Genomic DNA, 23,316 nt, shown 5'->3' with positions numbered 1-23,316 from the left:
GCTATGGTCGTGTGTCGCCAAGCGACGCTCGTGACCATTGGGGATTAACTATGCACGATCATGCAAGAACCATCGGACTTTACGCATGATAACCCGTCGTCTCGGCCCGCATGATCTGCCGGCAATGCGTGCGCTCAACGCGTTGTTCCACGACGCGTTCGATCATGATCCGGCATTCGTCGCCGCTCCGCCGGACGATGCTTATCTCGCGACGTTGTTGGCCAAGCCGCATGTCTTCGTGCTTGTCGCGGAGCATGATGGAACGGTCGTCGGCGGGCTTGTCGCCCATGCGCTCGACAAGCACGAGCAGGCCCGCGTGGAAGTCTATATCTACGATCTCGCGGTCGCCGAGCACTACCGCCGCAAAGGCATCGCGACGGCGCTCATCGAGGCGTTGAAGCCACTCGCGCGTGCGGCGGGGGCAGAGGTAATCTTCGTCCAGGCCGATTATGGCGACGATGCCGCGATCGCGCTCTACACGAAGCTCGGCACGCGCGAGGACGTGATGCACTTCGATATCGCGGTCGACTGACACCGCGGGTTGCTGCGGCGCGTAAGGGATTGTGCCCGGGGGGCTGTCGTTCTATATCGCGAGCGCTTTCTCTTACATCGTTAGATGCAAGGGGTCGCGGGGCTCGCTCCGCGGCGGCAACGACCCGTGCATGGAGCATTGATGACGGACACTTCCGCGCTTACCCGATTGATCGAGCCCGAGGCGATTGCGCTCGGCTTCGATCTCGTGCGCGTGGCATTGTTCGGCAAGGGTGACGAGCGCACGCTGCAAGTGATGGCCGAGCGCCCCGACACGCGCCAGCTGACGATCGACGATTGTGCCGATCTGTCGCGCCGCATCTCGGATGTGTTCGATGCGCTCGAGGAGGCGGGTCGAGATCCGATCGAGGGCGCGTACCGACTCGAAGTGTCGAGCCCCGGCATCGATCGCCCGCTCACGCGGCTGTCGGATTACACCGACTGGCTGGGTCACGAGGCGAAGCTGACGCTCGACGCGCCGCTCGACGGGCAAAAGCAGTTCCGTGGTGAGATCGATAGCGTGGCGGGTGAGGACGTTGCGATCCGCAACCGCACCGGCAGCGTTGCCACCGTGCCGTTCGGCCGAATCGTCGATGCGAAGCTCGTGCTCACCGACAAGTTGATCGCCGCTACCGTCCCGCTCTCGCTCGAGGGCGCGGAAGAAGAAGAAATCGAAGCAGAGGAAACCGAGTAATGGCCACCGGCGTCACCGCGAACCGTGCGGAACTGATCGCGATTGCCAACAGCGTCGCTTCGGAAAAGATGATCGACAAGGCCATCGTCATCGAGGCGATGGAAGATGCGATTCAGCGCGCCGCGCGCACGCGCTACGGCCAGGAAATGGACATCCGCGCGAAGCTCGACGCGAGCAACGGCGATCTTCGCCTGTGGCGTGTCGTCGAGGTGGTCGAGGAAGTCGACGATCTCTACAAGCAGGTCGACGTGGCCGGCGCGCAGAAGCTCCAGGCGGGCGCGAAGGTCGGCGACTATCTCGTCGATCCGCTGCCACCGATCGAGTTCGGCCGCATCCAGGCGCAGGCCGCCAAGCAGACGATCTTCCAGAAGGTCCGCGATGCCGAACGCGAGCGCCAGTATGAGGAATTCAAGGATCGCGCCGGCGAGATCATCACCGGCGTCGTCAAGCGCGTCGAGTTCGGCCATGTCGTCGTTGATCTGGGCCGCGCCGAAGGCGTCATCCGCCGCGACGCGCAGATCCCGCGCGAAGTGGTGCGCGTCAACGATCGCATCCGCTCGCTGATCCTGAAGGTCGTGCGCGAGAACCGCGGCCCGCAGATCTTCCTCAGCCGCGCGCATCCCGATTTCATGAAGAAGCTGTTCGCGCAGGAAGTGCCCGAGATCTACGACGGCATCATCGAGATCAAGGCCGCCGCGCGTGACCCGGGCAGCCGCGCCAAGATCGGCGTCATCAGCCACGATTCGTCGATCGATCCGGTCGGCGCGTGCGTCGGCATGAAGGGCAGCCGCGTGCAGGCCGTCGTGCAGGAAATGCAGGGCGAGAAGATCGACATCATTCCCTGGTCGCCGGATATCGCGACCTTCGTCGTCAACGCGCTGCAGCCGGCCAACGTCAGCCGCGTGATCATCGACGAGGAAGAAGAGCGGATCGAAGTGGTCGTGCCCGACGACATGCTGTCGCTCGCCATCGGTCGCCGCGGCCAGAACGTGCGTCTCGCCTCGCAGCTGACCGCCAAGGCGATCGACATCATGACCGAGACTGATTCGAGCGAGAAGCGTCAGCTCGATTTCGTCACGCGGACCGAGATGTTCCAGAACGAGCTCGACGTCGACGAGACGCTCGCGCAGCTGCTGGTCGCCGAGGGCTTCACCGAGATGGAAGAGGTCGCCTATGTCGAGCTGGACGAACTCGCCGGGATCGAAGGCTTCGACGACGAACTGGCGAGCGAGCTGCAGAACCGCGCCGCCGAGGCGATCGACCGCCGCGAACAGGCCAACCGCGAGGCGCGCCAGGCGCTTGGCGTCGAGGACGCGCTCGCCGACCTGCCGCACCTGACCGAAGCGATGCTCGTCACGCTCGGCAAGGCGGGGATCCGCACGCTGGACGATCTCGCCGATCTCGCGACTGACGAGCTGATCGAGAAGAAGCGCGCCGAACCGCGCCGCCGCAACGAGGACGCACCCAAGCGCCCCGAACACAAGGGTGGCGTGCTCGGCCAATACGGTCTCACCGAGGAGCAGGGCAACGAGATCATCATGGCCGCCCGCGCGCACTGGTTCGACGAAGAGCCCGCGGCGGACGAGCCGGCAGCGGACGAGTCGGCAGCGGAAGAGTCTGCCGGCGAGGAATCGGACGCCTGATGCCGTTCGTCTCGATCAGGATATCGGGCTCCGCCTCGAAGGAGCAGAAGGCGGGGATCGTGGCTGACGTCACGTCCTCGCTCGTCACCCGGCTGGGCAAGAACCCGGCCGCGGTGCAGATCGTGATCGAGGAAGTGTCGACCGAGAATTACGGCGCCGGCGGCGTGCTGATCGTCGATCGCGACGCCCCGAAGGTGGCAAGCAACGAGGGAGACGCCCATGCGGAACCCTCGCAATGATTCGGTAGCGCCGCACTCATCCTGTTGTCTGCGTCACCCCGGCCTGGCGCGAGGGAACGCTCATGACTGAGCGCTCCTGCATCCTCACGCGCGCCGCCGCGCCGCCGGCCAATCTCGTCCGCCTTGTGCTCGCGCCCGATGGCCGGATCCTCCCCGATGTGCGCGCCAAGGCGCCGGGCCGCGGCGCGTGGATCGGCGTCACGGCGGCCGAGCTCGCGGTCGCGCAGAAGAAGGGCAAGCTGCGCGGTGCGCTCGCGCGTGCGTTCAAGACCGGCGATCTTCAGATACCGGACGATCTGCCCGCGCTCGTCGCCGCGGCGCTCGAACGCAACGCGCTCGATCGGCTCGGGCTCGAATCGCGCGCGGGCATGTTGCTGACCGGCTCCGAGCGGATCGCCGACGCCGCGCGCGCGGGCAAGCTCCACGCGCTCTATCACGCCGCCGATGCGAGCGAAGATGGCTGCCGCCGCCTCGCCCAGGCGTGGCGAGTCGGGTCCGATCAGGAGGGCAGCGATCTGCGGGGCTTGGTTCTCCCGATCGCGCGCCCCATATTGTCGGTGGCGCTGGGCCGCGAAAACGTGGTACATATCGGCGTCACTGACCGCTTGGCGGCCGGCAGGTTGGGCGAGGCGCTCGATCGCTGGCGGTACTTCATCGGCCCTGATCTGTTGGGATCCCATCAAAGCAGCGCTTTGGCGGGTGGCGTAATTTCCGCATCTTGCGCAACGGCCGCGCAAGGCGCATCGGCGCCCGGACTTTCCGGGCACGAACCGGCCGTGACGACACACGAGGAATTTGAGTGAGCGACACCGACAACGAAAAGCCGAAACTTGGCATGCGCGCGCCTTTGTCTGTGGGCGGGCCGCGCAAGGTCGAGACCGGCAAGGTGCAGCAAAGCTTTAGTCACGGTCGCAAGAATACGGTGATCGTGGAGACGAAGAAGGCGCGCACGATGCGTCGCCCGGGCGATCCCGCACCGATCGAGACGATCGCGGCGCCCGAGGCCGAAGCTGCGCCCGTCGTCCAGCAGGCGGCGCCGGCACCAGCGCCCGCGCGCGTCCCATCGAACGAGACGGCGCAGGAGCGCCAGTCGCGCATGCTGCGTGAAGCCGAAGATCAGCGGATGCGCACGCTCGAAGAGCAGCGCCACCGCGCCGAGGCCGATCGCGCGCGCGCCGCCGAGGAAGAGCGCCGCCGTGCCGAGGAAAAAGTAACCGCAGCCGCAGTGCCGGAAGCGCCCGCGCCAGCGCCGGCCGCTCCTGAGCCCGCGGCTCCCGAGCCGGTCGCTGCCGCTCCTGAGCCCGCGCCCGTGCCCGAGATCCGTGTCGAGCCGATCATGTTCCGGCCAGTCGTTTCAGCCCCGCCAGTTGAGGCGCCAGCGCCTGCTGCTTCCGCACCGGTTGCCGATGCGCCCGCGCCTGCCGCACCGGTTGCCGCACCAGCGCCGACCCCGGCCCCGGCACCCCGGCCAGCGCCGCGCGCCGCGCCCGCTCCGGCACCAACGCTGGAACTGGCACGTGATCCGGCAATGCCAGCGCCGCGCCGCTTCTCGCCCGTCGCACGCCCCGAGATTCCCAAGCCGCAGCCCAAGCCCGAGCCGCAGCCCGAAGCCGCGACGGCGACGACCGCTGCTGGTGCCACGGCAACCGCCGGGTCGCCGCAGCGCCCGCTTCCGGCTGGCCAGGCAACCGCCCGCAACGCCCCCCCGGGACGTCCGCAGCAGCGTGACCGCAAGGGCGACGAGCGTCGCGGCGGCCGCCTGACCGTGTCGAGCGCGCTCAACGAGGATGGCGCGCGTGCGCGCAGCCTCGCCGCGCTCAAGCGTGCGCGCGAAAAGGAAAAGCGTGGCTGGACCGGCCCGCGTGAGCCGCAGGCCAAGCAGGTCCGCGACGTGCAGGTGCCCGAGGCGATCACTGTCCAGGAACTCGCCAACCGCATGGCCGAGCGTGGTGCCGACCTCGTGAAGGCGCTGTTCAAGATGGGCTCGCCCGTCACGATGACGCAGACGATCGACCAGGATACCGCCGAACTGCTCGTCACCGAATTCGGCCATAATGTCGTGCGCGTCAGTGACAGTGACATCGATCTGGTGCTCGACACCACAGCCGACACCGACGACGAGCTGCTGCCGCGTCCCCCGGTCGTCACGATCATGGGCCATGTCGATCACGGCAAGACCAGCCTGCTCGACGCGCTGCGCGGCACCGATGTGGTGCGCGGCGAGGCCGGTGGCATCACGCAGCATATCGGCGCCTATCAGGTTACGCTGGCGGACAAGTCGAAGCTCACCTTCTTGGACACGCCGGGCCATGAGGCGTTTACCGCCATGCGCGCGCGCGGCGCCGACGTCACCGATATCGTGGTGCTGGTGGTCGCGGCCGACGACGGGCTGATGCCGCAGACGATCGAGGCGATCAATCACACGAAGGCGGCCGGCAAGCCGATGATCGTGGCGATCAACAAAATCGACAAGCACGACGCCAATGCCCAGCGCGTGCGCGAGCGGTTGCTCGAGCACGACATCCAGGTCGAGGAAATGGGCGGCGAGACGCAGGACGTTGAAGTCTCCGCGCTCAAGAAGACCGGGCTCGAGCAGCTGATCGAAAAGATCCAGCTGCAGGCCGAGCTGATGGAGCTGACCGCCAACCCCGATCGCGCCGCCGAAGGCGTGGTGATCGAGGCGAAACTCGACAAGGGCCGCGGCCCGGTCGCGACCGTGCTTATCACGCGCGGCACGCTGAAGGTCGGCGACATCTTCGTCGTCGGCGCGGAAAGCGGCAAGGTGCGCGCCCTGGTCGACGACAAGGGTCGTCAGCTCAAGCGCGCCGATCCGTCGATGCCGGTCGAAGTGCTCGGCATGTCGGGAACGCCGTCGGCGGGTGATCAGCTTCAGGTGGTCGAGAACGAGGCGCGCGCACGCGAAGTGGCCGAATATCGCCAGAGCGTGTTGACGCAGAAGCGCACCACGTCGGCCCCGGCGAGCCTCGAGACCATGTTCTCCGCGCTCGCAGCGAACAAGGCGATCGAATATCCGCTGGTCGTCAAGGCGGATACGCAGGGCACTGTCGAGGCGATCGTTTCGTCGCTCAACAAGCTGTCGACTGCCGATATCCGCGTGCGCATCCTGCACGCCGCGGTCGGGGGCATCACCGAAAGCGACGTGAACGCCGGCTCGGCATCTGGCGCGCCGATCATCGGTTTCAACGTGCGCGCCAATGCGAAGGCCCGCGAGATCGCCGACCGGCATCGGGTGGCGTTGAAGTATTACGACGTCATCTACGATCTGATCGACGAGATCCGCGCCGGCATGGCGGGCGAGCTCGGGCCGGAAGCGTTCGAGACGGTCGTCGGCCGTGCGGAAATCCGCGAGGTCTTCTCCGCCGGCAAGCACGGCCGCGCCGCCGGTCTGCTGGTGGTCGAGGGCATCATCCGCAAGGCGCTCAAGGCGCGCATCACGCGCAACGATGTCATCATCTACCAGGGTGAGATCGCATCGCTGCGCCGCTTCAAGGACGACGTTCCCGAAGTGCGCGCCGGTCTGGAGTGCGGCGTGACGTTCACGCAGAACTTCACTGACATCAAGGCGGGCGACTATCTCGAAACCTACGAAGTCGAGATGCGCGAACGCACGCTGTAATCACCGTCCCTCTCCCCTTGTGGGAGAGGGAAGGAGCCGCCGCAGGCGGCGGGAGGGTGAGGGGGTCTGCCTCTCGCCACTCCCCCTCACCCTCCCGCCGCTGACGCGGCGGGCCCCTCCCTCTCCCACAAGGGGAGAGGGGAACGAGGTCGAGCCATGAACCAGGATCCACCAGAAAAGTCCGTCCGCACGCTGCGCATCGGCGAACAGATCCGCCATATCCTCTCCGAGGTGCTGCAGCGCGGCGACGTGCATGACGACGTGCTCGCCGCGCACCTCATCAGCGTCACCGAGGTACGCATGTCGCCCGATCTGCGCCACGCGACCGTTTTCGTGAAGCCGCTGCTCGGCAAGGACGAGGAAACGGTGCTGAAGGCGCTGCGCACCAACACCGCCTTCTTCCAGCGCGAGGTCGCTGCGCGCGTGAAGATGAAATATGCCGCGAAGCTCAAGTTCCTGGCGGACGACAGCTTCGACGAAGGCACGCATATCGAACAGCTGCTCCGCGCCCCCAAGGTGGCGCAGGATCTGGCTGCGGGTAAGGACGAAGCCTAGGCAGCCCGCGTCAATCGCGGGTCCACCGCTGCGAGGCCCGTCGCGAGCACCATCGCATCCTCGACAAAGCCGGTCGCGGTCTGGCCGTAACGCTCCATCGCGGTCACCCGCAGCTTCCAACCGACGTAGGAGGATGCGAGCGCGGTGCCGAGCGCGACCGCGGCGCCCGTGACCCGGCTGCCCTTCGGCGCCAGCGCCGCCCCGGCGTAAGCAGAGGTCACGCTCCGCACGGCAAGCCCGATCCACACGATCCGGTCGGGGGCGCTCTTCTGCTTGTCGCCCACCATCTCGGCCGCGCTGAGCGCGATCGCCCCGCCGGCGATCAGCGGGTGTTTGAACAGTCCGGCGAGCGGCATGTCGTCGGGCAGGTCACCGCGTCGGCCGGCGGTGGCGAGCGCCGCGAGTGGCACGATGCCGCGTTGGCCCGCGGCGAGGCCGATCAGATACGAACGAATCACGGCACTTCTCCTGCGGTTCATATCGTCAATCATCGACCGTCGACTCGTATCCCTCGCAAGGATGGTCAGCCCGCAGAAAACGTTGACGTTCCGCGTCGCGATCAGCGACACCCGCTCATGGCCAAGCTCTATTTCTACTATGCCAGCATGAACGCGGGCAAATCGACGAACCTGCTCCAGGCCGATTTCAACTATCGCGAGCGCGGCATGGCGACGATGCTGTTCACCGCCGCGATCGACGATCGCTTTGCCGCGGGAACCATCACCTCGCGCATCGGCCTGTCGGCGCCGGCGACGATGTTCGACGCTGATACTAACATCGCCGCGTGCGTGCTCGACCGCCATGCCGAGGAAAGCATCGCGTGCGTCCTTGTCGACGAAGCGCAATTCCTCACCGCGGGCCAGGTCGATCAGCTTGCGCGGCTGGCCGATATCGATCGCATCCCCGTGCTCGCCTATGGCCTGCGCACCGATTTCCAGGGTCAGCTGTTCGAGGGCTCGGCGCGGCTCCTCGCGCTTGCCGACGCGCTCATCGAGATCAAGTCGGTCTGCGCCTGTGGCCGCAAGGCGACGATGAACCTGCGGCTCGATGCGCAGGGCCACCCGGTCGCCGCGGGCGCGCAGACCGAGATCGGCGGCAACGATCGCTATGTCGCGCTGTGCCGCCGCCATTTCGGCGAGGCGCTGGCATAATCCGTTCGTCCCGAGCGCAGTCGAGGGACATGCTCACGCGTCGCGCTCGCGGCTGGTCCCTCGACTGCGCTAGGGACGAACGGAGGTAGGGCGCTGGCACTTCGCCCGCCGCCGCCCTATCTCGGCGCACCATGAACCCCGACAGTATCGTCTATACCGCCGCAGTGTGGATCATCCCGCTGGTGATCGCGATCGTCTTCCACGAAGTGGCGCACGGGCTGATGGCGCGCGCGCTCGGCGATCCGACTGCGGCAGATCTGAAGCGACTGTCGTTCAATCCGCTGCGCCACGTCGATCCGGTCGGCACGGTGATCCTGCCGCTGGCGCTGGCGCTCGCGAAGGCGCCGGTGTTCGGCTGGGCGAAGCCGGTGCCGGTCGACGGACGCCGCCTGCGTAACCCGCGCTGGGGGATGGTCGCGGTGGCACTCGCCGGGCCGGGGATGAACTTCGCGCTGGCCGCCGTGGCCGCGGTCGCGCTCGGATTGATCTCGGGGCAGATGCAGGGCTCGCCGCCGCAGGGAATCGGCGCTTTCCTGCTCGCGAACCTGTTCAACTTTCTGCTGATCAACATCTTCCTGGCGGTGTTCAACCTGCTGCCGCTGCCGCCATTCGATGGCGGCCATGTCGTGCAGGGCATCCTGCCGCGGCGGCTCGCAATCGAGTGGAGCAAGCTCGCGCGCTTCGGCTTCCCGCTGATCATCATCCTGCTGGTCGTCGTGCCGATGATCTGGCCGAGCGCGAACATCGTGGAAAAGCTCGTCGGCCCGCCCGCCGACTGGGTGATCCGCCAATATCTGGATTTCGCGCAAGCTTTCGCGTGAACGGCTGGCTGATCATCGACAAGCCGTTGGGCCTGGGCTCGACGCAAGGCGTGAGCGCGGTGAAGCGCGCGCTGCGCGAAGGCGGCTATGCCAAGGCGAAGGTCGGCCACGGCGGCACGCTCGATCCGCTGGCGACCGGCGTGCTGCCGATCGCGCTGGGCGAAGCGACGAAGCTCGCCGGGCGAATGCTCGACAGCGACAAGGTCTACGATTTCACGATCCGCTTCGGCGAACAGACCGACACGCTCGACCGCGAAGGCACGGTGATCGCAACGAGCGGAGTGCGGCCGACGCTGGCGGCGGTCGAGGCGGTGCTGGCGGATTTCACCGGCGCGATCGAACAGATGCCGCCGGCGTTTTCGGCGCTGAAGGTGGACGGTCAGCGCGCGTACGATCTGGCGCGGGCGGGGGAGGAAGTGGTTCTCGCGACGCGAGCGGTGACGGTGTATTCTTTGACCATCCTCCCTGAGCTTGCTCGGGGAGGGGGACCGCTCGCCTCAGGCGAGCGGTGGAGGGGAAATGCCACGGACGATCTGCTCGCGGCTCTTCCCCTCCACCACCAGCCTGCGGCTGGCGGTCCCCCTCCCCAAGCAAAGCTTGGGGAGGATTTGGACGAAATCACCCTCACCGCCCACGTCTCGAAAGGCACCTACATTCGCTCCCTCGCGCGCGACATCGCAGCGGCGCTCGGCACCGTCGGCCACGTCACCTACCTGCGCCGCACCAAGGCCGGCCCGTTCGGCCTCGCCCAGGCGATATCGCTGGACAAATTGAGCGAAGTCGCTAAGGCGCGCAACCTTGAACAGGTACTTCTGCCGCTGAGGGCGGGGCTGGACGACATCCCGGCTCTACCCCTCACACCCGACCAGGCAGGGGCGCTCCGCCAGGGGCGTGTTCTGGACGGGATCGCTGCCGACGATGGACAGTATTTCGCCTGCCTGCACGACGTGCCGGTTGCGCTGATCGAGGTCCAGGCCCGCGAGGGCCGTGTCGTCCGCGGTTTCAACTTATGACGATGTCGAAGGAAAATACGTGACGATCACTGCAGAACGCCGCCAGGAAGTCATCAAGGAACATGGCCGGATCGAGGGCGACACCGGTTCGCCCGAGGTACAGGTCGCGATCCTGACCGAGCGGATCCGCAACCTCACCGAGCATTTCAAGGGCCACGCGAAGGACAACCATTCCCGCCGCGGCCTGCTGATGATGGTCAACAAGCGTCGCACGCTGCTTGATTATCTCCGCAAGAAGGACGGCGACCGGTATCTCTCGCTCATCGCGAAGCTCGGTCTTCGCAAGTAACCCGAAGGGCGCCCTTGCGGCGCCCTTCTCGTATCTGCCTCCCGCGTAATCCGGCGCAGGGGCATGGGGCGATAACTCGCTCCGCACCGCGCAGGCCGGACAGCCTGCACCCGGGCACCTGCGACGTCGCAGATGCCCCTCTAGGCCCCGGTCGCATTGGGCGGCCGGTCCAAAGGAAACCAAATGTTCGATACCAAAAAGGTAAGCATCGAGTGGGGCGGCCAGACGCTGACGCTCGAAACGGGCCGCGTTGCCCGCCAGGCTGACGGCGCGGTTCTCGCGACGCTCGGCGAAACGGTCGTGCTGTGCGCCGTCACCGCCGCCAAGTCGGTTAAGGAAGGGCAGGATTTCTTCCCGCTCACCGTCCACTATCAGGAAAAATTCTCGTCGGCCGGTCGTATCCCGGGTGGCTTCTTCAAGCGTGAGCGTGGCGCCACCGAGCGCGAGACGCTCGTCAGCCGGCTGATCGATCGCCCGCTGCGCCCGCTGTTCCCCGAAGGCTTCTACAACGAGATCAACTGCATCGCGCAGGTGATGAGCTATGACGGCCAGAACGAGCCCGATCTGCTGGCGCTGATTGCCGCATCGGCCGCGATGACGCTGTCGGGCGTTCCGTTCATGGGCCCGATCGGCGCCGCGCGCGTCGGCTACAAGGATGGCGAATATCAGCTCAACCCGTCGGACGCCGATGTCGCCGCCGGTGAGCTCGACCTGGTCGTCGCCGCCACGCACGACGCGGTGATGATGGTCGAATCGGAAGCCAAGGAGCTGTCCGAGGACGTGATGCTCGGCGCCGTGATGTTCGCGCACAAGGCCTCGCAGCAAGTGATCGACGCGATCATCAAGCTGGCCGAACAGGCCGCCAAGGAGCCGTGGGAGCTGAACTCGGGTGCCGATCTGTCGGCGCACAAGACGAAGCTCAAGAAGCTGATCGGCAAGGACATGGAGGCAGCCTACAAGCTGACCGACAAGCAGGCCCGCCAGACCGCGATCAACGACGCGCGCGCCAAGGCACGCGAGGCGTTCGCTGACCTCAAGGAAAGCAACCCGTCGGAATATCTCGGCACGCTGAAGCTGGTGAAGAAGGTCGAGGCCGAAATCGTCCGCGGCGCGATCCTCAAGACCGGCCGTCGCATCGACGGGCGTGACACGAAGACGGTCCGTCCGATCTCGGCGGAAGTTCACTTCCTGCCGCGCGCGCACGGCTCGGCGCTGTTCACCCGCGGCGAGACGCAGACGATCGCCACCACGACGCTCGGCACGCGCGATGCGGAGCAGATGATCGATGGCCTGGGTGGTCTCACCTACCAGCACTTCATGCTGCACTATAACTTCCCGCCGTACTCGGTCGGTGAAGTCGGCCGCTTCGGCGCGCCATCGCGACGTGACATCGGCCATGGCAAGCTCGCCTGGCGCGCGCTGCATGCCGTGCTGCCGTCGAAGGAAGAATTCCCGTACACGATCCGCGTCACCAGCGACATCACGGAGAGCAACGGCTCCTCGTCGATGGCGACGGTCTGCGGCGGCAGCCTCGCGCTGATGGATGCCGGCGTGCCGATCAAGCGCCCCGTCTCGGGCATCGCGATGGGCCTTATCCTCGAGGGCAAGGACTTCGCCGTCCTCTCGGACATCCTGGGCGACGAGGATCACCTCGGCGACATGGACTTCAAGGTTGCCGGCACCAGCGAAGGCATCACCAGCCTTCAGATGGACATCAAGATCGCCGGCATCACCGAAGAGATCATGCGTGTCGCACTGGCGCAGGCGCATGAAGGCCGCGCGCACATCCTGGAAGAAATGAACAAGGCGCTCGGCGAGACCCGTGGCGAACTCTCGGCGCATGCACCGCGCATCGAGACGCTGACGGTCGACAAGGCGAAGATCCGCGACATCATCGGCACCGGCGGCAAGGTGATCCGCGAGATCGTCGCCACCACCGGCGCGAAGGTCGACATCGACGACGAGGGCGTGGTCAAGGTCAGCTCGTCCGATCATTCGCAGATCGAGGCGGCGATCGCCTGGATCCGCGGGATCGTCGAGGAGGCCGAGGTCGGCAAGGTCTATGACGGCAAGGTCGTCAACATCGTCGATTTCGGCGCGTTCGTGAACTTCATGGGCGGCAAGGACGGTCTCGTCCATGTGTCCGAAATGAAGAACGAGCGGGTCGAGAAGCCGGGTGACGTCGTGTCCGAAGGCCAGGCCGTGAAGGTCAAGGTCCTCGAGATCGATCCGCGCGGCAAGGTCCGCCTGTCGATGCGCGTCGTCGATCAGGAAACCGGCGCCGAGCTGGAAGATACCCGTCCTGCCCGCGAGCCGCGCCCGGAGCGCAGCGGCGGCGGTGATCGTGGCCCGCGTCGCGAAGGCGGCGGTGGCGGTGATCGTGGCCCGCGCAGCGGCGGCGGCGATCGCGGTCCGCGCGGCAGCGGCGGCGGCGACCGCGGCCCCCGCCGCGATCGCGGCCCGCGTCCCGAAGGCAACAAGGACGAGGGCGCAGCGCCCGAGTTCGCCCCAGCCTTCCTGACGAACGATCGCGATTAATTCTTCCGCTTAGGTGGAATGAAGAGAGGCCCCGGCAGCAATGCCGGGGCCTTTTTTTTGTGAGAACGAAGACGGTCCCCACTACCGTCATGCCGGGCTCGTCCCGGCATCCACCCGTCCACAAACACCGCGGTCGTAGGATGTGCGGCACCGTGGATGCCGGGACCAGCCCGGCATGACGAAGGCAAACCTTGACCTCACACCACCGTCACCCCGGCCTTGAGCCGGGGTCCCGCTTCTTCTTGCCCCACCGTCGCGAGGCAGCGGACCCCCGGGTCAAGCCCGGGGTGACGAGAGGTTCACAAGAACGCCGGCGCCTGCCGCAACTGCTGATATGCCGCGATCACGTTCGTCAGCATCGCCTCCTGGCTGCGATCCCCGCCATTGCGATCGGGATGATAGCGCCGCACCAGCTCGCTGTAGCGCTTGCGCAGCGCCATCCGGTCCGCATTGGCCGGCAACCCCAGCACCTTCAGGCTCGCGCGATCCTGCCCCGATAGCGGCTTGCCGTCGCTCCGCTCGGGCGCGGCCTCGCGGCGATAGCGCGCGCTGATCGCGTCGAGCGGATCGGGGAAATCGGACCATTTCGGCCCCTGGTCCGCCCCCATCGCCCGCGCGAAGGCGCGCGTCTCGCGTTCCCAGCCCGCCATTGGGCGTTGCGCATGGTGGATCTCGTCCGCCGTCATCCCGTCGAAGTAATTGTAGCGCGCATTGAATTCGCGCACATGATCGAGGCAGAACCAGCGGAAGGCCGGCGGCCCGTCGCTGCTCGGCCCTTCCAGCGGCGGCGCGCGGAACTCGCCGCACGCGTCGCAGCCGGGGGCGCTGCACGGGCGATCGCCCTCGATCCGCCCATGAAAACGCGCGCTGGGCCGTTCCTTCGCCAAAATCTCATCTTTCCCGCAAAAGCGGGCTATATAAGATCGATGTCCGACCCTTCCACTGGTCCCGTCCAGCACGCGATCGCCGCCCGTCTCGTCGAGGCACTCGACCCGACGCATCTCGAAGTGATCAACGAAAGCGCGCAGCACCGCGGCCATATGGGCGATGATGGCTCGGGCGAATCGCACTTCCGCGTGGTGGTCGAGAGTGCGGCCTTTACCGGGCTCAACCGCGTCGCGCGCCAACGCCTCGTCAATCAGGCGCTCGCCGATCTGCTGCGCGATTCGATCCACGCGCTCGCGATGCGAACGCTCGCGCCCGGCGAGCCGCGATGACCTATCGCCTGTGGTATTGGCCCGATCTTCAGGGGCGCGGCGAGTTCGTTCGCCTGCCGCTCGAGGCGGCGGGGATCCCATACGAGGATTGCGCGCGCGAACAGGGCGCCGAGGCGTTGCTCGCCGACATGGAAGCGCGCGGCGGTCGTGCGCCGTTCGCGCCGCCGTATCTCGACTGCGACGGCAAGACGATCGCGCAGGTCGCCGCCATCCTGCTGTATCTCGGCGAGCGCCACGATCTCGGGCCATCGACGACGGCCGATCGTTACTGGTTGCACCAGCTTCAGCTCACTATCGCCGATCTGGTTGCCGAGGTGCACAATGTTCACCATCCCGTCGAGCCGATGGCCTATTACGACGAGCAGAAGCCCGAGGCGGCGCGTGCAGCCGCGCAGTTCCGCGAGGATCGCATGCCGAAGTTCCTCGATCATTTCGAGGCGGCGGCGGGCGCGGAAAGCGGCGCTTGGCTGGTCGGCGATCGCTGGAGCTATGCCGATACGTCGCTGTTCCAGGTCGTCGCGGGGCTGCGCTACATGTTCCCGCGTCGCATGGCGGCGATCGAAGGCGACTATCCCGCAATCGTGCGCATCCACGATGCGGTCGCCGAGCTGCCGGGGATCAAGGCGTATCTCAAGAGCGATCGTCGGCTGCCCTTCAACACGCAAGGCATCTTCCGCCACTATCCCGAGCTCGACAGTGACTGACGCAGTAGCCCGTGCCGCGCGCCCGGCGGCGCGCATCCTGCTCGTCGATCGCGCCGGCCGCGTGCTGTTGTTCCGCTTTGCCCCGGGCGACGATCGCGCGCCGTTCTGGTGCACGCCGGGCGGCGCGCTCGATCCCGGCGAAAGCTATGCTGCGGCGGCACGGCGCGAATTGTTCGAGGAAACTGGCATCCACGCCGATCCGGGCGAGGAGATCGCGCAGCGGACGGTCGATTTCCTAACCATCGAACGAGTCGAAGTCACCGCCGACGAACGCTGGTTCCGCATCGATGTCGATGGTGGCGAGATCGATCCCGCAGGCCATACCGAACTCGAACGCCGTGTGATGACGCAATGGCGCTGGTTCGCCCGCGACGAGATCGCCGGCTGGCCCGAATGGATCTACCCCGACGATCTCTTGCCCATGCTGGAAGCAACCGACCCATGACCCGTGACGAGCTGATTGAAATCACCCTGACGCCATCGACGCACGACATCGGCGGCTTCAAAGTCCATCGCACGCTGCCGCATCGCGAGCGCACGATGGTCGGGCCGTTCCTGTTCTTCGATCAGATGGGGCCGGCGCATCTGCCGCCGGGCCAGGGGATCGACGTGCGCCCGCATCCGCACATCAACCTGTCCACCGTCACCTATCTGTTCGACGGCGCGATCGGCCACCGCGATTCGCTAGGCACCGAGATCGTCATCCGCCCCGGCGCGGTGAATTTGATGACTGCGGGCACGGGTATCGTCCATTCCGAGCGTTCGCCCGCCGAGGAGCGACCCGGCGGCCCGGCCCTGTCGGGCATCCAGACATGGCTCGCGCTGCCCGACGGCCGCGAGGAGATCGACCCCGCGTTCGAGCATGTCCCGGCCGATGCGCTGCCGGTGATCGAGGGCGCCGGCGTCACCGCGCGCATCATCATGGGCAGCCTGTGGGGCAAGACCGCGCCGACGACGACCTACGCTGGCACGATCTACGCCGACATCGTGCTGGCGGCGGGCGCCAGCGTGCCGATCGATGCCGACGCCGACGAACGCTCGATCTATCTGGTCGAGGGCGACGCGACACTCGAAGGCATGCCGCTCGAACCGCAGCGGCTCTACGTGTTGCGCCCCGGCATCGCCGCGACACTCCGCACCACGAGCGGCGCGCGCGCGATGCTCGCGGGCGGCGACGCCTTCGCCACGCCGCGTCACGTCTGGTGGAATTTCGTCAGCTCCTCGCGCGAGCGCATCGAGGAAGCCCGCCGCGCCTGGATGGCGCGCGAGTTCCCCGTGGTCCCCGGCGACGAGATCGAATGGATCCCGATCCCGGGTGAGCCGAAGACCGTCAGCTACCCGTAAGAAAGCTCCCCTCCCGCGCGCGGGAGGGCGTTACCCAAAAACTCCCCTCCCGCGCGCGGGAGGGGGTGGGGGAGGGCCTGTCCAAGCGCACTGCCGTGTCCGTCGAGAAAGCCCCGCCCCAGACCCTCCCTTGAAGGGGAGGGGGGTAGCTACTCCTTCTCGTACGGTCCCCGCCACATCACGTAGTCCCGCGTCTCGTACGGCGGCTCCAGCCGCTCGACCCACGCGCCATGCGCATGCGTCAGCGCAACCAGCTCCATCGCCCGTTCGCCCGGCCAACCCCGCACGCGGACTTCGTGACGGTGCAGATCGCGGTTCGGCTCCATCATCACCCAGCCGAGTCGCCGCTCGTCCGTCGCGCGCGCGCCGGCCCCGGACATTGCCGCGCGGATGCGCTCGCGGCCAGCAGGTGGCAGGTACTGCCACATTACCGAATGCATCAGCACGCGCGTCGTGCCGGCTTCCTGCGGCTCGGCGAGCCGGTCCACGATCCAATCGGCAGCATCGCCGCGGTCGAGCTGAACGCCATGCTGCTGGATCATCGCAATGCCGCGCTCGATCCGCGCCAGCCGCTCCGCCGCGTCGACCCACACATATCCTGTCAGCCGTTCCGCCTCGGAAGGGTCCGTCACGTCGATCGGCGCGATGTCCACCCCGCGCACGGACCGGATGTCGATCGGCGCATCGGGCGGCGGCGGCCCGCGCCACTCGGGCGCGATCGTCACCGGCGCGTCGCCCGGTCCTTTGCGCACCCCGCCGAGATCGAAGGCGTAGCGATCGATCAGCAGATTGAGCCCGGCGCTCGATCCGATCTCCAGCAATTCAAATGCCGGGCCGAAGCTTTCGGCGAGATGCAGCAGCCCAGTCATCAACCCCGCCGAGCGCCCCGCCTCGTTGGTTTGAGGCGGCCCATCGAGCCATGAAGAAAGAAACCGATCATGGCGGCGCAAAGCGCCGTTTAGCGAATTTTCGAGTGACGCTTGGGTATGGATTGCCCCCGAAAACACCCGCGAAACCTCCGGGTCGTCCCCACTGCGATGCAGCGCATGGAGCCCACCGATCAATCGCAGCACGATCGCATCCGCCACCGGCTCCCCCGGCCAATCAAGCACCCGCCGCCCGGTTTGCGTGCTCCGATCGAGCGCATCAGCGAGCGCCGTCGCGACGCGCGCGGTGATTGGCGCTGCCATGGCGCTGCAATAGCCCGCCTGAATGTGGAACGACTCGCGGTTCTCTACCTCTGTCCCCATCCGCCATTGTTGCGCCCACAAAGGAGCCTGCGTAAAGCCCGCCGCATGCCCGAACCGCTCGTTATCGCCGTCCCGAAAGGGCGTATCCTCGCCGAGGCGCAGCCGCTGCTCGCCGCGGCCGGCGTGGTGCCCGAAGCGGCGTTCTTCGACGAGAACAGCCGCGCGTTGCGCTTCGCCACGCAAGATCACGGCATCGCGTTAATCCGCGTCCGCGCCTTCGACGTCGCAACCTTCGTGGCGCACGGCGCGGCGCAGCTTGGCATCGTCGGATCAGACGTGCTCGGCGAATTTGCTTATTCGGAGCTGTACGCCCCGGTCGATCTCGGCATCGGCCATTGCCGCTTGTCGGTTGCAGAACCGGCCGAACTCGCCGCCACCGACGATCCGCGCGGCTGGAGCCACGTGCGCGTCGCGACCAAATATCCGCACCTCACCGCGCAGCATTTCGCCCGGCGCGGCGTGCAGGCCGAATGCATCAAGCTCAACGGCGCGATGGAACTCGCACCGATGCTCGGTTTGGCGCCACGCATCGTCGATCTCGTCTCGTCGGGGCGGACCTTGAAGGAAAATGGTTTGGTCGAAGTCGAGCGAATTCTCGAGGTCTCCTCGCGGCTTATCGTCAATCGTGCGGCAATGAAGACGCGCGCCGCTGTGGTGCCGCTGGTCGAGGCATTTCGTCGTGCCGCGATGGGCATGGCGGTGGCGGCATGATCCGGCTTTCGACCGCCGACACGTCGTTCCCAGCCGCCTTCGCCGCGCTGGTCGACGCGCGACGCGAGGCGGATTCAGACGTGACGCGTGATGTCGCGGCGATCCTGCGCCGCGTCCGCGACGAGGGTGATGCGGCGCTGCGGGCGTACACGCAGGACTTCGACCGTCATGATCTCGACTCGAGCGGGTGGTCAGTGCCGCTCGCCGAATGCGCGGCGGCGTTTGAGGCACTCGATCCCACGCTGCGCACGGCACTCGAACTCGCCGCAACGCGCATCCGGGCCTATCACGAAAAGCAGCGTCCCGAGGACAGCGCCTTTACCGATGACGCCGGCGTGCGGCTCGGCGCGCGCTGGCGGCCCGTTGACGCGGCGGGCATCTACGTCCCGGGTGGACGCGCGGCCTATCCCTCGACGCTGCTGATGAACGCGATCCCGGCCAAGGTCGCAGGCGTCGAGCGGCTGGTAGTGGCAACCCCCACCCCCGATGGCTTCATCAACCCCCTGGTTCTCGCCGCAGCGCATCTCGCCGGAGCCGACGAGGTATGGCGGATCGGCGGCGCACAGGCGATCGCCGCGCTCGCCTGGGGCACGGATCGCATCGCGCGCGTCGATGTCGTCACTGGGCCGGGCAATGCCTGGGTCGCCGAGGCCAAGCGGCAGGTCTACGGCGTGGTGGGGATCGATATGGTCGCCGGGCCCAGCGAGATCGTCGTCGTCGCCGACGGTGCGAACGATCCCGCCTGGATCGCCGCCGATTTGCTTAGCCAGGCCGAGCATGATGTGACGACGCAATCGATCCTGTTCACCGAATCACCTGCCTTTGCCGACGCGGTGGTCGCAGCGGTGGAACGGCAGCTGGTGGAACTGCCGACCGGCAAGACCGCGCGCATCGCGTGGGAGGCCAATGGAGCGATCGTGCTGGTGCGCGATCTCGAGGAAGCGATCCCGCTCGTCGACGCGCTCGCACCCGAGCATGTCGAGATCGCGGTCGATGATCCGCAGCCACTGTTCGACAAATTGCGCCACGCCGGCTCGGCGTTCCTCGGCCGCCACACGCCCGAGGCGATCGGCGACTATGTTGCCGGGCCGAATCACGTGCTGCCGACCGGCCGACGTGCGCGGTTTGCCAGCGGGCTGGGCGTGACCGACTTCATGAAGCGGACGAGCTTCCTGCAACTCGACCCGGCGGCGCTCGCGCTGCTCGGCCCGGCAACGGTGGCGCTCGCGACGGCCGAGGGGCTGCCCGCACATGCGCAGTCGGTCGCGTTGCGGCTCTAAGCGCGGGCCGATCGAAAGGGCGGGGGACTGGTCGTTCCGCGCCCGGAGGCGTAAGGCGCGGCCGTATGTCGTCAACCGCTCCCCGTATAAGCACCCGCACCAAGGCCCGCGCCGCGGCGCGCCTCGCCGCCACACAGGCACTCTATCAGCATGAGATGGAGGGGACAGCGATTCCCGCCCTGCTCCATGAGTTTCACCAGCACCGCATCGGCGCCACGATCGAGGACGTCGAATATGCCGAGGCCGATGTCGATTTCTTCGACGACATCGTCTCCGGCGCGCAAGCGCGGCTCGGCGAGATCGACAAATTGATCGTGGGCAAGCTCGCCACCGGGTGGACGCTCGAGCGGCTCGACAAGCCGATGAAGGCGATTCTGCGCGCCGGCACCTACGAGCTGCTCGCGCGCGCCGACGTGCCTAAAGGTGCGGTGATCAGCGAATATGTCGATGTCGCGCACGCCTTCTACGAGAAGCGCGAATCGGGCTTCGTCAACGGGTTGCTCGACGCCATCGCGCGTGATGTGCGCACCTGATGGGTGAGGTCATCAACCTTCGCCGCGCCCGCAAGGCGCGCGCGCGGGTCGATGAGGCGGCCAAGGCCGGGGCGAATCGGGTGAAATTCGGGCGAACCAAGGGGGAGCGCGACGCGGTTTCGAATGCGCTAACACGCAGCGAACGGGCGCTCGACGGGGTAAAACGGGAGGACTGAGCGACTCCCTAGTTTTACCACGGCTACGCGCGCGGCGCCCCCTGTTCGACCGGCACGATCGACGTCGGCATCGTGCGCGGGGACTCGATCGCGATCGCCAGCGCCCATCCTGCAAGCAGCAACGTCACTGCCCAGGTGATCAGTGCTCCGCCTGCGCGGAACGGGTTGGGCGCGGGGCGTGACATGCCGAGCGGGTGAGCGATTCGGCTGAGCACGAACAGCGCGCCGATGACCCACAGAGCCAGCAGTGGCCCCCGCGCAAGCTCGATCAGCGCCATCAGGATCAGCACGATCGGCGCATATTCGATGAAGTTCGCGTGCGAGCGCATGCCGGCTTCCATCGCCGGATCGCCACCATCGCCCATTAGCACCTTACCCTTCAGCCGGCCGCGTACCAACCGCAGCGCCAGCCAGATGTTGATGACGCCGCACGCCGCGGCAATGACAAGCGTTACCGGCAGTTGCATCATGTTCGTCCCCCTGTGCGTGCCAGGAAGCGTGGCAGGCGTGGAGGCGGCTTGCAACCGCCGCGCGTTCCGCTATAGGCGCTGAGCTTCGCGATGCGCCCGGCCGTCCGGCGCGGACGGTGATATGCCGGGCCGCGCCAGTCGTCGTCGGGCTCTTCGTTTTTCTTGCGAACTAACAAATCAAGGTGCCGCGATGGCCGTCCCCAAGCGAAAGACTTCTCCCTCCCGCCGCGGCATGCGCCGTTCGCACGACGCGCTTTCCGTCGACGCGTTCCAGGAATGCCCGAATTGCGGCGAGCTGCGTCGCCCTCACAATCTGTGCACGGCGTGCGGCCATTATAACGGCCGTGAGGTCGTCTCGGTCGAGGGCTGACGCTCTTTTCCCGATCGGTGCCGCATCCTCGCGGCCTCGCTGATCCGCTACGAACGGAGCTCGTCAGATAATGGCCGACAGTTCGTGGATCGCCGTCGATGCGATGGGCGGCGACGAAGGGCTGGCGGTGATGCTGGCGGGTGTCGCGCGTGCACGGCAACGGACCGGTGCGTTGAAATTTTTGCTCGTCGGTGACGAGGTGGCAATTCGCGCGGGGCTCGAACGGCATCGGGATTTGGCGAATGGCGTCGAGGTGATTCATGCGCCCGAGGTGATTTCGGGTGACGAGAAGGCCGGGCAGGCGCTGCGCCGCGCCAAGGTCACGTCGATGGGCCTCGCGATCGATTGCGTAAAGCAGGGGCGCGCAGGCGCTGCAGTCTCAGCAGGCAATACCGGCGCGATGATGGCAATGGCGAAGCTAGCGCTGCGCACCATGCCCGGCATTGACCGTCCGGCGCTCGCAGCGCTGCTCCCGACGCTCGGCGACAACGACGTCGTGGTGCTCGACCTTGGTGCGAACACCGCAGTTGAGGCGAAGAACCTCGTCCAATTCGCGGTGATGGGCGCCGCCTATGCGCGTGTCGCGATGGATCTGGACAGCCCGCGCGTTGCGCTGCTCAACATCGGCAGTGAGGACCAAAAGGGCACCGATGAGATCCGTGACGCCGCCGCCGCGCTGCGCGCCGCGCCGCACCTGCCGATGACCTTCGCTGGCTTCGTCGAGGGCGACAGATTGTCGCGTGGCGAGCATGACGTGATCGTTTGCGACGGCTTTTCTGGTAACATCGCGCTCAAGACCGCGGAAGGTACTGCGCGCTTCGTCGCTGATCTGCTGAAGCGCGCCTTCACCAGTTCTGTGCGCTCGAAGATCGGTTTCCTGATCTCGCGCCCGGCGACTCAGTTGCTGCGTGATCATCTCGACCCAAACAATCATAACGGGGCGGTTTTCCTCGGCCTCAACGGGTTGGTGCTGAAGAGCCATGGTGGTGCCACTGAGGTCGGCGTGGCCAATGCGATCGGCGTGGCGGCGAAGATGGTGCAGGCTGATCTCGCCCGCCGCATCGCCGAGGACCTCCGATATTTCGAGAAGCAGGCGGCATGATTCGTAGCGTTATCACCGGCACCGGATCGGCGCTGCCGACCAGGCGGGTATCGAACGCCGAACTGACCGAGATGGTCGATACGACCGACGAGTGGATCGTCGAACGCACTGGCATCCGCTTTCGCCACATCGCCGGGCCCGACGAGACGACGGGCACGTTGGCTCGCGACGCTGCAGTTCGTGCGATTGCAGCGGCAGGGGTGACGCCGCAGGACATCGATCTGATTGTGCTCGCCACCGCTACGCCGGACCAGACCTTCCCCTCGACTGCCACCAGGGTGCAGGCGATGCTTCAGATCGGCGATTGCGTCGCGTTCGATGTTGGCGCGGTGTGCTCCGGCTTTCTTTACGCGGTTCAGGTGGCCGACAGCATGATCCGCGCCGGCGCGCATCGGCGCGCGTTGGTGATCGGTGCCGAGACGTTCAGCCGCATCCTCGATTGGGAGGATCGCACCACCTGCGTGCTGTTCGGCGACGGCGCTGGCGCGATCGTGCTGGAGGCACAGGACAGCGCCGACGCGGACGGGCGCGGGATTCTCGCGACGCGTCTGCACGCCGACGGGCGTCATAACGACCTGCTCTACGTGGATGGCGGGCCATCGACGACCGGCACCGTCGGCAAGCTGCGCATGAAGGGCCGCGAGGTATTCCGCCACGCGGTGGTCAATCTGGCTGCGGTGATGGAAGAGACGCTTGTCGTTGCGGGGCTCACGTCTGCCGACGTCGACTGGGTGGTGCCGCATCAGGCGAACGCGCGCATCCTCGATGCGACTGCGCGCAAGCTCGGCCTGCCATCGGAAAAGGTGGTGATGACAGTCGACCAGCACGCCAATACCTCCGCCGCCTCGGTGCCGCTGGCGCTCGACACGGCGGTGCGTGACGGGCGGGTGCGACCGGGTCAGATCGTGGTGCTCGAGGCCATGGGCGGCGGCTTTACCTGGGGCGCTGCCGTCGTCCGCTTCTGACGGACCTCGCCATCGCTATATCGGTCTTCCGCACTACGTTTGGTGGTGTTAACGTCGATAAAGGCGATGGGGGAGATGGCAAG

The 23,316-nt window shown here is 66.8% G+C and carries 27 protein-coding genes; 23 read left to right on the top strand and 4 right to left on the bottom strand.

Going from position 1 to position 23,316, the window contains the following annotated elements; genetic code table 11:
- Window positions 1–85: 85 nt before the first annotated feature.
- The 7 genes from LLW23_RS07680 (at window position 86) to rbfA (ending at window position 7,299) form a co-directional block, all read left to right on the top strand.
- The gene (locus LLW23_RS07680) at window positions 86–532 is read left to right on the top strand and encodes an AAC(3)-I family aminoglycoside N-acetyltransferase (RefSeq protein WP_228948173.1); all 447 of its coding nucleotides are present in this window, start codon (window positions 86–88) and stop codon (window positions 530–532) included.
- A 141-nt stretch (window positions 533–673) separates the two neighbouring features.
- On the top strand, window positions 674–1,225 hold the full coding sequence (rimP, locus tag LLW23_RS07675) for a ribosome maturation protein RimP (protein ID WP_228948171.1): 552 nt from the start codon (window positions 674–676) through the stop codon (window positions 1,223–1,225).
- Window positions 1,225–2,868 (top strand): transcription termination factor NusA, encoded by a 1,644-nt coding sequence (gene nusA / locus LLW23_RS07670; RefSeq protein WP_228948169.1) that lies wholly within the window; start codon window positions 1,225–1,227, stop codon window positions 2,866–2,868. Before rimP ends, nusA begins: the two co-directional genes overlap by 1 nt.
- The gene (locus LLW23_RS07665) at window positions 2,868–3,107 is read left to right on the top strand and encodes a tautomerase family protein (protein WP_228948168.1); all 240 of its coding nucleotides are present in this window, start codon (window positions 2,868–2,870) and stop codon (window positions 3,105–3,107) included. The genes nusA and LLW23_RS07665 overlap by 1 nt, the downstream gene beginning before the upstream one ends.
- A gap of 62 nt (window positions 3,108–3,169) precedes the next feature.
- Window positions 3,170–3,910, top strand: coding sequence for a DUF448 domain-containing protein (locus LLW23_RS07660; protein WP_228948167.1), 741 nt, complete (start codon window positions 3,170–3,172; stop codon window positions 3,908–3,910).
- A complete protein-coding gene (gene infB, locus LLW23_RS07655; RefSeq protein ID WP_228948163.1) occupies window positions 3,907–6,744 on the top strand; it encodes a translation initiation factor IF-2 in 2,838 nt (945 codons plus the stop codon). The genes LLW23_RS07660 and infB overlap by 4 nt, the downstream gene beginning before the upstream one ends.
- A gap of 156 nt (window positions 6,745–6,900) precedes the next feature.
- Window positions 6,901–7,299 carry a 30S ribosome-binding factor RbfA gene (rbfA, locus tag LLW23_RS07650; protein WP_228948162.1) on the top strand — a complete coding sequence of 133 codons (399 nt, stop codon included), beginning with the start codon at window positions 6,901–6,903 and terminating at the stop codon, window positions 7,297–7,299.
- Here the strand turns inward: rbfA and LLW23_RS07645 are convergent.
- On the bottom strand, window positions 7,296–7,757 hold the full coding sequence (locus LLW23_RS07645; RefSeq protein ID WP_228948161.1) for a DUF4126 family protein: 462 nt from the start codon (window positions 7,755–7,757) through the stop codon (window positions 7,296–7,298). The two genes, rbfA and LLW23_RS07645, sit on opposite strands and share 4 nt — an antisense overlap.
- Before the next feature lie 117 nt (window positions 7,758–7,874).
- Here LLW23_RS07645 and LLW23_RS07640 point away from each other — a divergent pair, with 117 nt between their 5' ends.
- From LLW23_RS07640 to pnp, 5 genes are all read left to right on the top strand, one after another.
- Entirely contained in the window at window positions 7,875–8,450 is a 576-nt protein-coding gene (locus LLW23_RS07640; protein ID WP_228948160.1) for a thymidine kinase, read from the top strand.
- 131 nt (window positions 8,451–8,581) lie between these two features.
- A complete protein-coding gene (locus LLW23_RS07635) occupies window positions 8,582–9,271 on the top strand; it encodes a site-2 protease family protein (RefSeq protein ID WP_228948159.1) in 690 nt (229 codons plus the stop codon).
- Window positions 9,268–10,284: a tRNA pseudouridine(55) synthase TruB gene (gene truB, locus LLW23_RS07630; protein WP_228948158.1), complete on the top strand. Its 1,017-nt coding sequence runs from the start codon at window positions 9,268–9,270 to the stop codon at window positions 10,282–10,284. The genes LLW23_RS07635 and truB overlap by 4 nt, the downstream gene beginning before the upstream one ends.
- Window positions 10,285–10,303: 19 nt before the next feature.
- The gene (rpsO, locus tag LLW23_RS07625; RefSeq protein ID WP_228948157.1) at window positions 10,304–10,573 is read left to right on the top strand and encodes a 30S ribosomal protein S15; all 270 of its coding nucleotides are present in this window, start codon (window positions 10,304–10,306) and stop codon (window positions 10,571–10,573) included.
- Window positions 10,574–10,756: 183 nt separating this feature from the next.
- Window positions 10,757–13,111, top strand: coding sequence for a polyribonucleotide nucleotidyltransferase (pnp, locus tag LLW23_RS07620; protein ID WP_228948156.1), 2,355 nt, complete (start codon window positions 10,757–10,759; stop codon window positions 13,109–13,111).
- 299 nt (window positions 13,112–13,410) lie between these two features.
- Here the strand turns inward: pnp and LLW23_RS07615 are convergent, their stop codons facing one another.
- Entirely contained in the window at window positions 13,411–13,998 is a 588-nt protein-coding gene (locus LLW23_RS07615) for a J domain-containing protein (RefSeq protein ID WP_228948155.1), read from the bottom strand.
- A gap of 39 nt (window positions 13,999–14,037) precedes the next feature.
- On the opposite strand from LLW23_RS07615, the gene LLW23_RS07610 reads away from it, so the two are divergent.
- Genes LLW23_RS07610 through LLW23_RS07595 form a run of 4 tightly spaced genes read left to right on the top strand, consistent with a single transcriptional unit; the run spans window position 14,038 to window position 16,376 of the window.
- Complete coding sequence (locus LLW23_RS07610; protein ID WP_228948154.1) at window positions 14,038–14,328, top strand: BolA family protein; 291 nt, start codon at window positions 14,038–14,040, stop codon at window positions 14,326–14,328.
- The gene (locus tag LLW23_RS07605) at window positions 14,325–15,032 is read left to right on the top strand and encodes a glutathione S-transferase (protein ID WP_228948153.1); all 708 of its coding nucleotides are present in this window, start codon (window positions 14,325–14,327) and stop codon (window positions 15,030–15,032) included. The genes LLW23_RS07610 and LLW23_RS07605 overlap by 4 nt, the downstream gene beginning before the upstream one ends.
- Entirely contained in the window at window positions 15,025–15,477 is a 453-nt protein-coding gene (locus tag LLW23_RS07600) for an NUDIX hydrolase (RefSeq protein WP_228948152.1), read from the top strand. Before LLW23_RS07605 ends, LLW23_RS07600 begins: the two co-directional genes overlap by 8 nt.
- Complete coding sequence (locus LLW23_RS07595) at window positions 15,474–16,376, top strand: pirin family protein (protein WP_228948151.1); 903 nt, start codon at window positions 15,474–15,476, stop codon at window positions 16,374–16,376. Before LLW23_RS07600 ends, LLW23_RS07595 begins: the two co-directional genes overlap by 4 nt.
- A 149-nt stretch (window positions 16,377–16,525) precedes the next feature.
- Here LLW23_RS07595 and LLW23_RS07590 read toward each other — a convergent pair whose 3' ends face one another.
- Window positions 16,526–17,626 carry a DUF2332 domain-containing protein gene (locus tag LLW23_RS07590; protein ID WP_228948150.1) on the bottom strand — a complete coding sequence of 367 codons (1,101 nt, stop codon included), beginning with the start codon at window positions 17,624–17,626 and terminating at the stop codon, window positions 16,526–16,528.
- A gap of 45 nt (window positions 17,627–17,671) precedes the next feature.
- Between LLW23_RS07590 and hisG the strand changes: the two genes are divergently transcribed.
- The 4 genes from hisG (at window position 17,672) to LLW23_RS07570 (ending at window position 20,326) form a co-directional block, all read left to right on the top strand.
- On the top strand, window positions 17,672–18,337 hold the full coding sequence (hisG, locus tag LLW23_RS07585; RefSeq protein WP_228948149.1) for an ATP phosphoribosyltransferase: 666 nt from the start codon (window positions 17,672–17,674) through the stop codon (window positions 18,335–18,337).
- Entirely contained in the window at window positions 18,334–19,617 is a 1,284-nt protein-coding gene (gene hisD, locus LLW23_RS07580) for a histidinol dehydrogenase (RefSeq protein ID WP_228948148.1), read from the top strand. The genes hisG and hisD overlap by 4 nt, the downstream gene beginning before the upstream one ends.
- Before the next feature lie 65 nt (window positions 19,618–19,682).
- The gene (gene nusB, locus LLW23_RS07575) at window positions 19,683–20,150 is read left to right on the top strand and encodes a transcription antitermination factor NusB (protein ID WP_228948147.1); all 468 of its coding nucleotides are present in this window, start codon (window positions 19,683–19,685) and stop codon (window positions 20,148–20,150) included.
- Complete coding sequence (locus LLW23_RS07570; protein WP_228948146.1) at window positions 20,150–20,326, top strand: DUF4169 family protein; 177 nt, start codon at window positions 20,150–20,152, stop codon at window positions 20,324–20,326. The genes nusB and LLW23_RS07570 overlap by 1 nt, the downstream gene beginning before the upstream one ends.
- Window positions 20,327–20,349: 23 nt before the next feature.
- Here the strand turns inward: LLW23_RS07570 and LLW23_RS07565 are convergent, their stop codons facing one another.
- Window positions 20,350–20,796 (bottom strand): MAPEG family protein, encoded by a 447-nt coding sequence (locus tag LLW23_RS07565; protein ID WP_333473798.1) that lies wholly within the window; start codon window positions 20,794–20,796, stop codon window positions 20,350–20,352.
- Window positions 20,797–20,986: 190 nt separating this feature from the next.
- On the opposite strand from LLW23_RS07565, the gene rpmF reads away from it, so the two are divergent.
- The 3 genes from rpmF (at window position 20,987) to LLW23_RS07550 (ending at window position 23,233) form a co-directional block, all read left to right on the top strand.
- Window positions 20,987–21,166 (top strand): 50S ribosomal protein L32, encoded by a 180-nt coding sequence (gene rpmF, locus LLW23_RS07560; RefSeq protein WP_228948145.1) that lies wholly within the window; start codon window positions 20,987–20,989, stop codon window positions 21,164–21,166.
- Between the two features lie 70 nt (window positions 21,167–21,236).
- Window positions 21,237–22,268, top strand: a complete 1,032-nt coding sequence (gene plsX, locus LLW23_RS07555; protein WP_228948144.1) for a phosphate acyltransferase PlsX — start codon at window positions 21,237–21,239, stop codon at window positions 22,266–22,268.
- Window positions 22,265–23,233 carry a beta-ketoacyl-ACP synthase III gene (locus LLW23_RS07550; RefSeq protein WP_228948143.1) on the top strand — a complete coding sequence of 323 codons (969 nt, stop codon included), beginning with the start codon at window positions 22,265–22,267 and terminating at the stop codon, window positions 23,231–23,233. Before plsX ends, LLW23_RS07550 begins: the two co-directional genes overlap by 4 nt.
- Window positions 23,234–23,316: the final 83 nt, after the last annotated feature.

The sequence above is a fragment of the Sphingomonas radiodurans genome (genome assembly GCF_020866845.1).
GTDB lineage: Bacteria > Pseudomonadota > Alphaproteobacteria > Sphingomonadales > Sphingomonadaceae > Sphingomonas > Sphingomonas radiodurans.
Note: the sequence above shows the minus strand (reverse complement) of the source record. Positions and strands in the feature narration are given on the sequence as shown.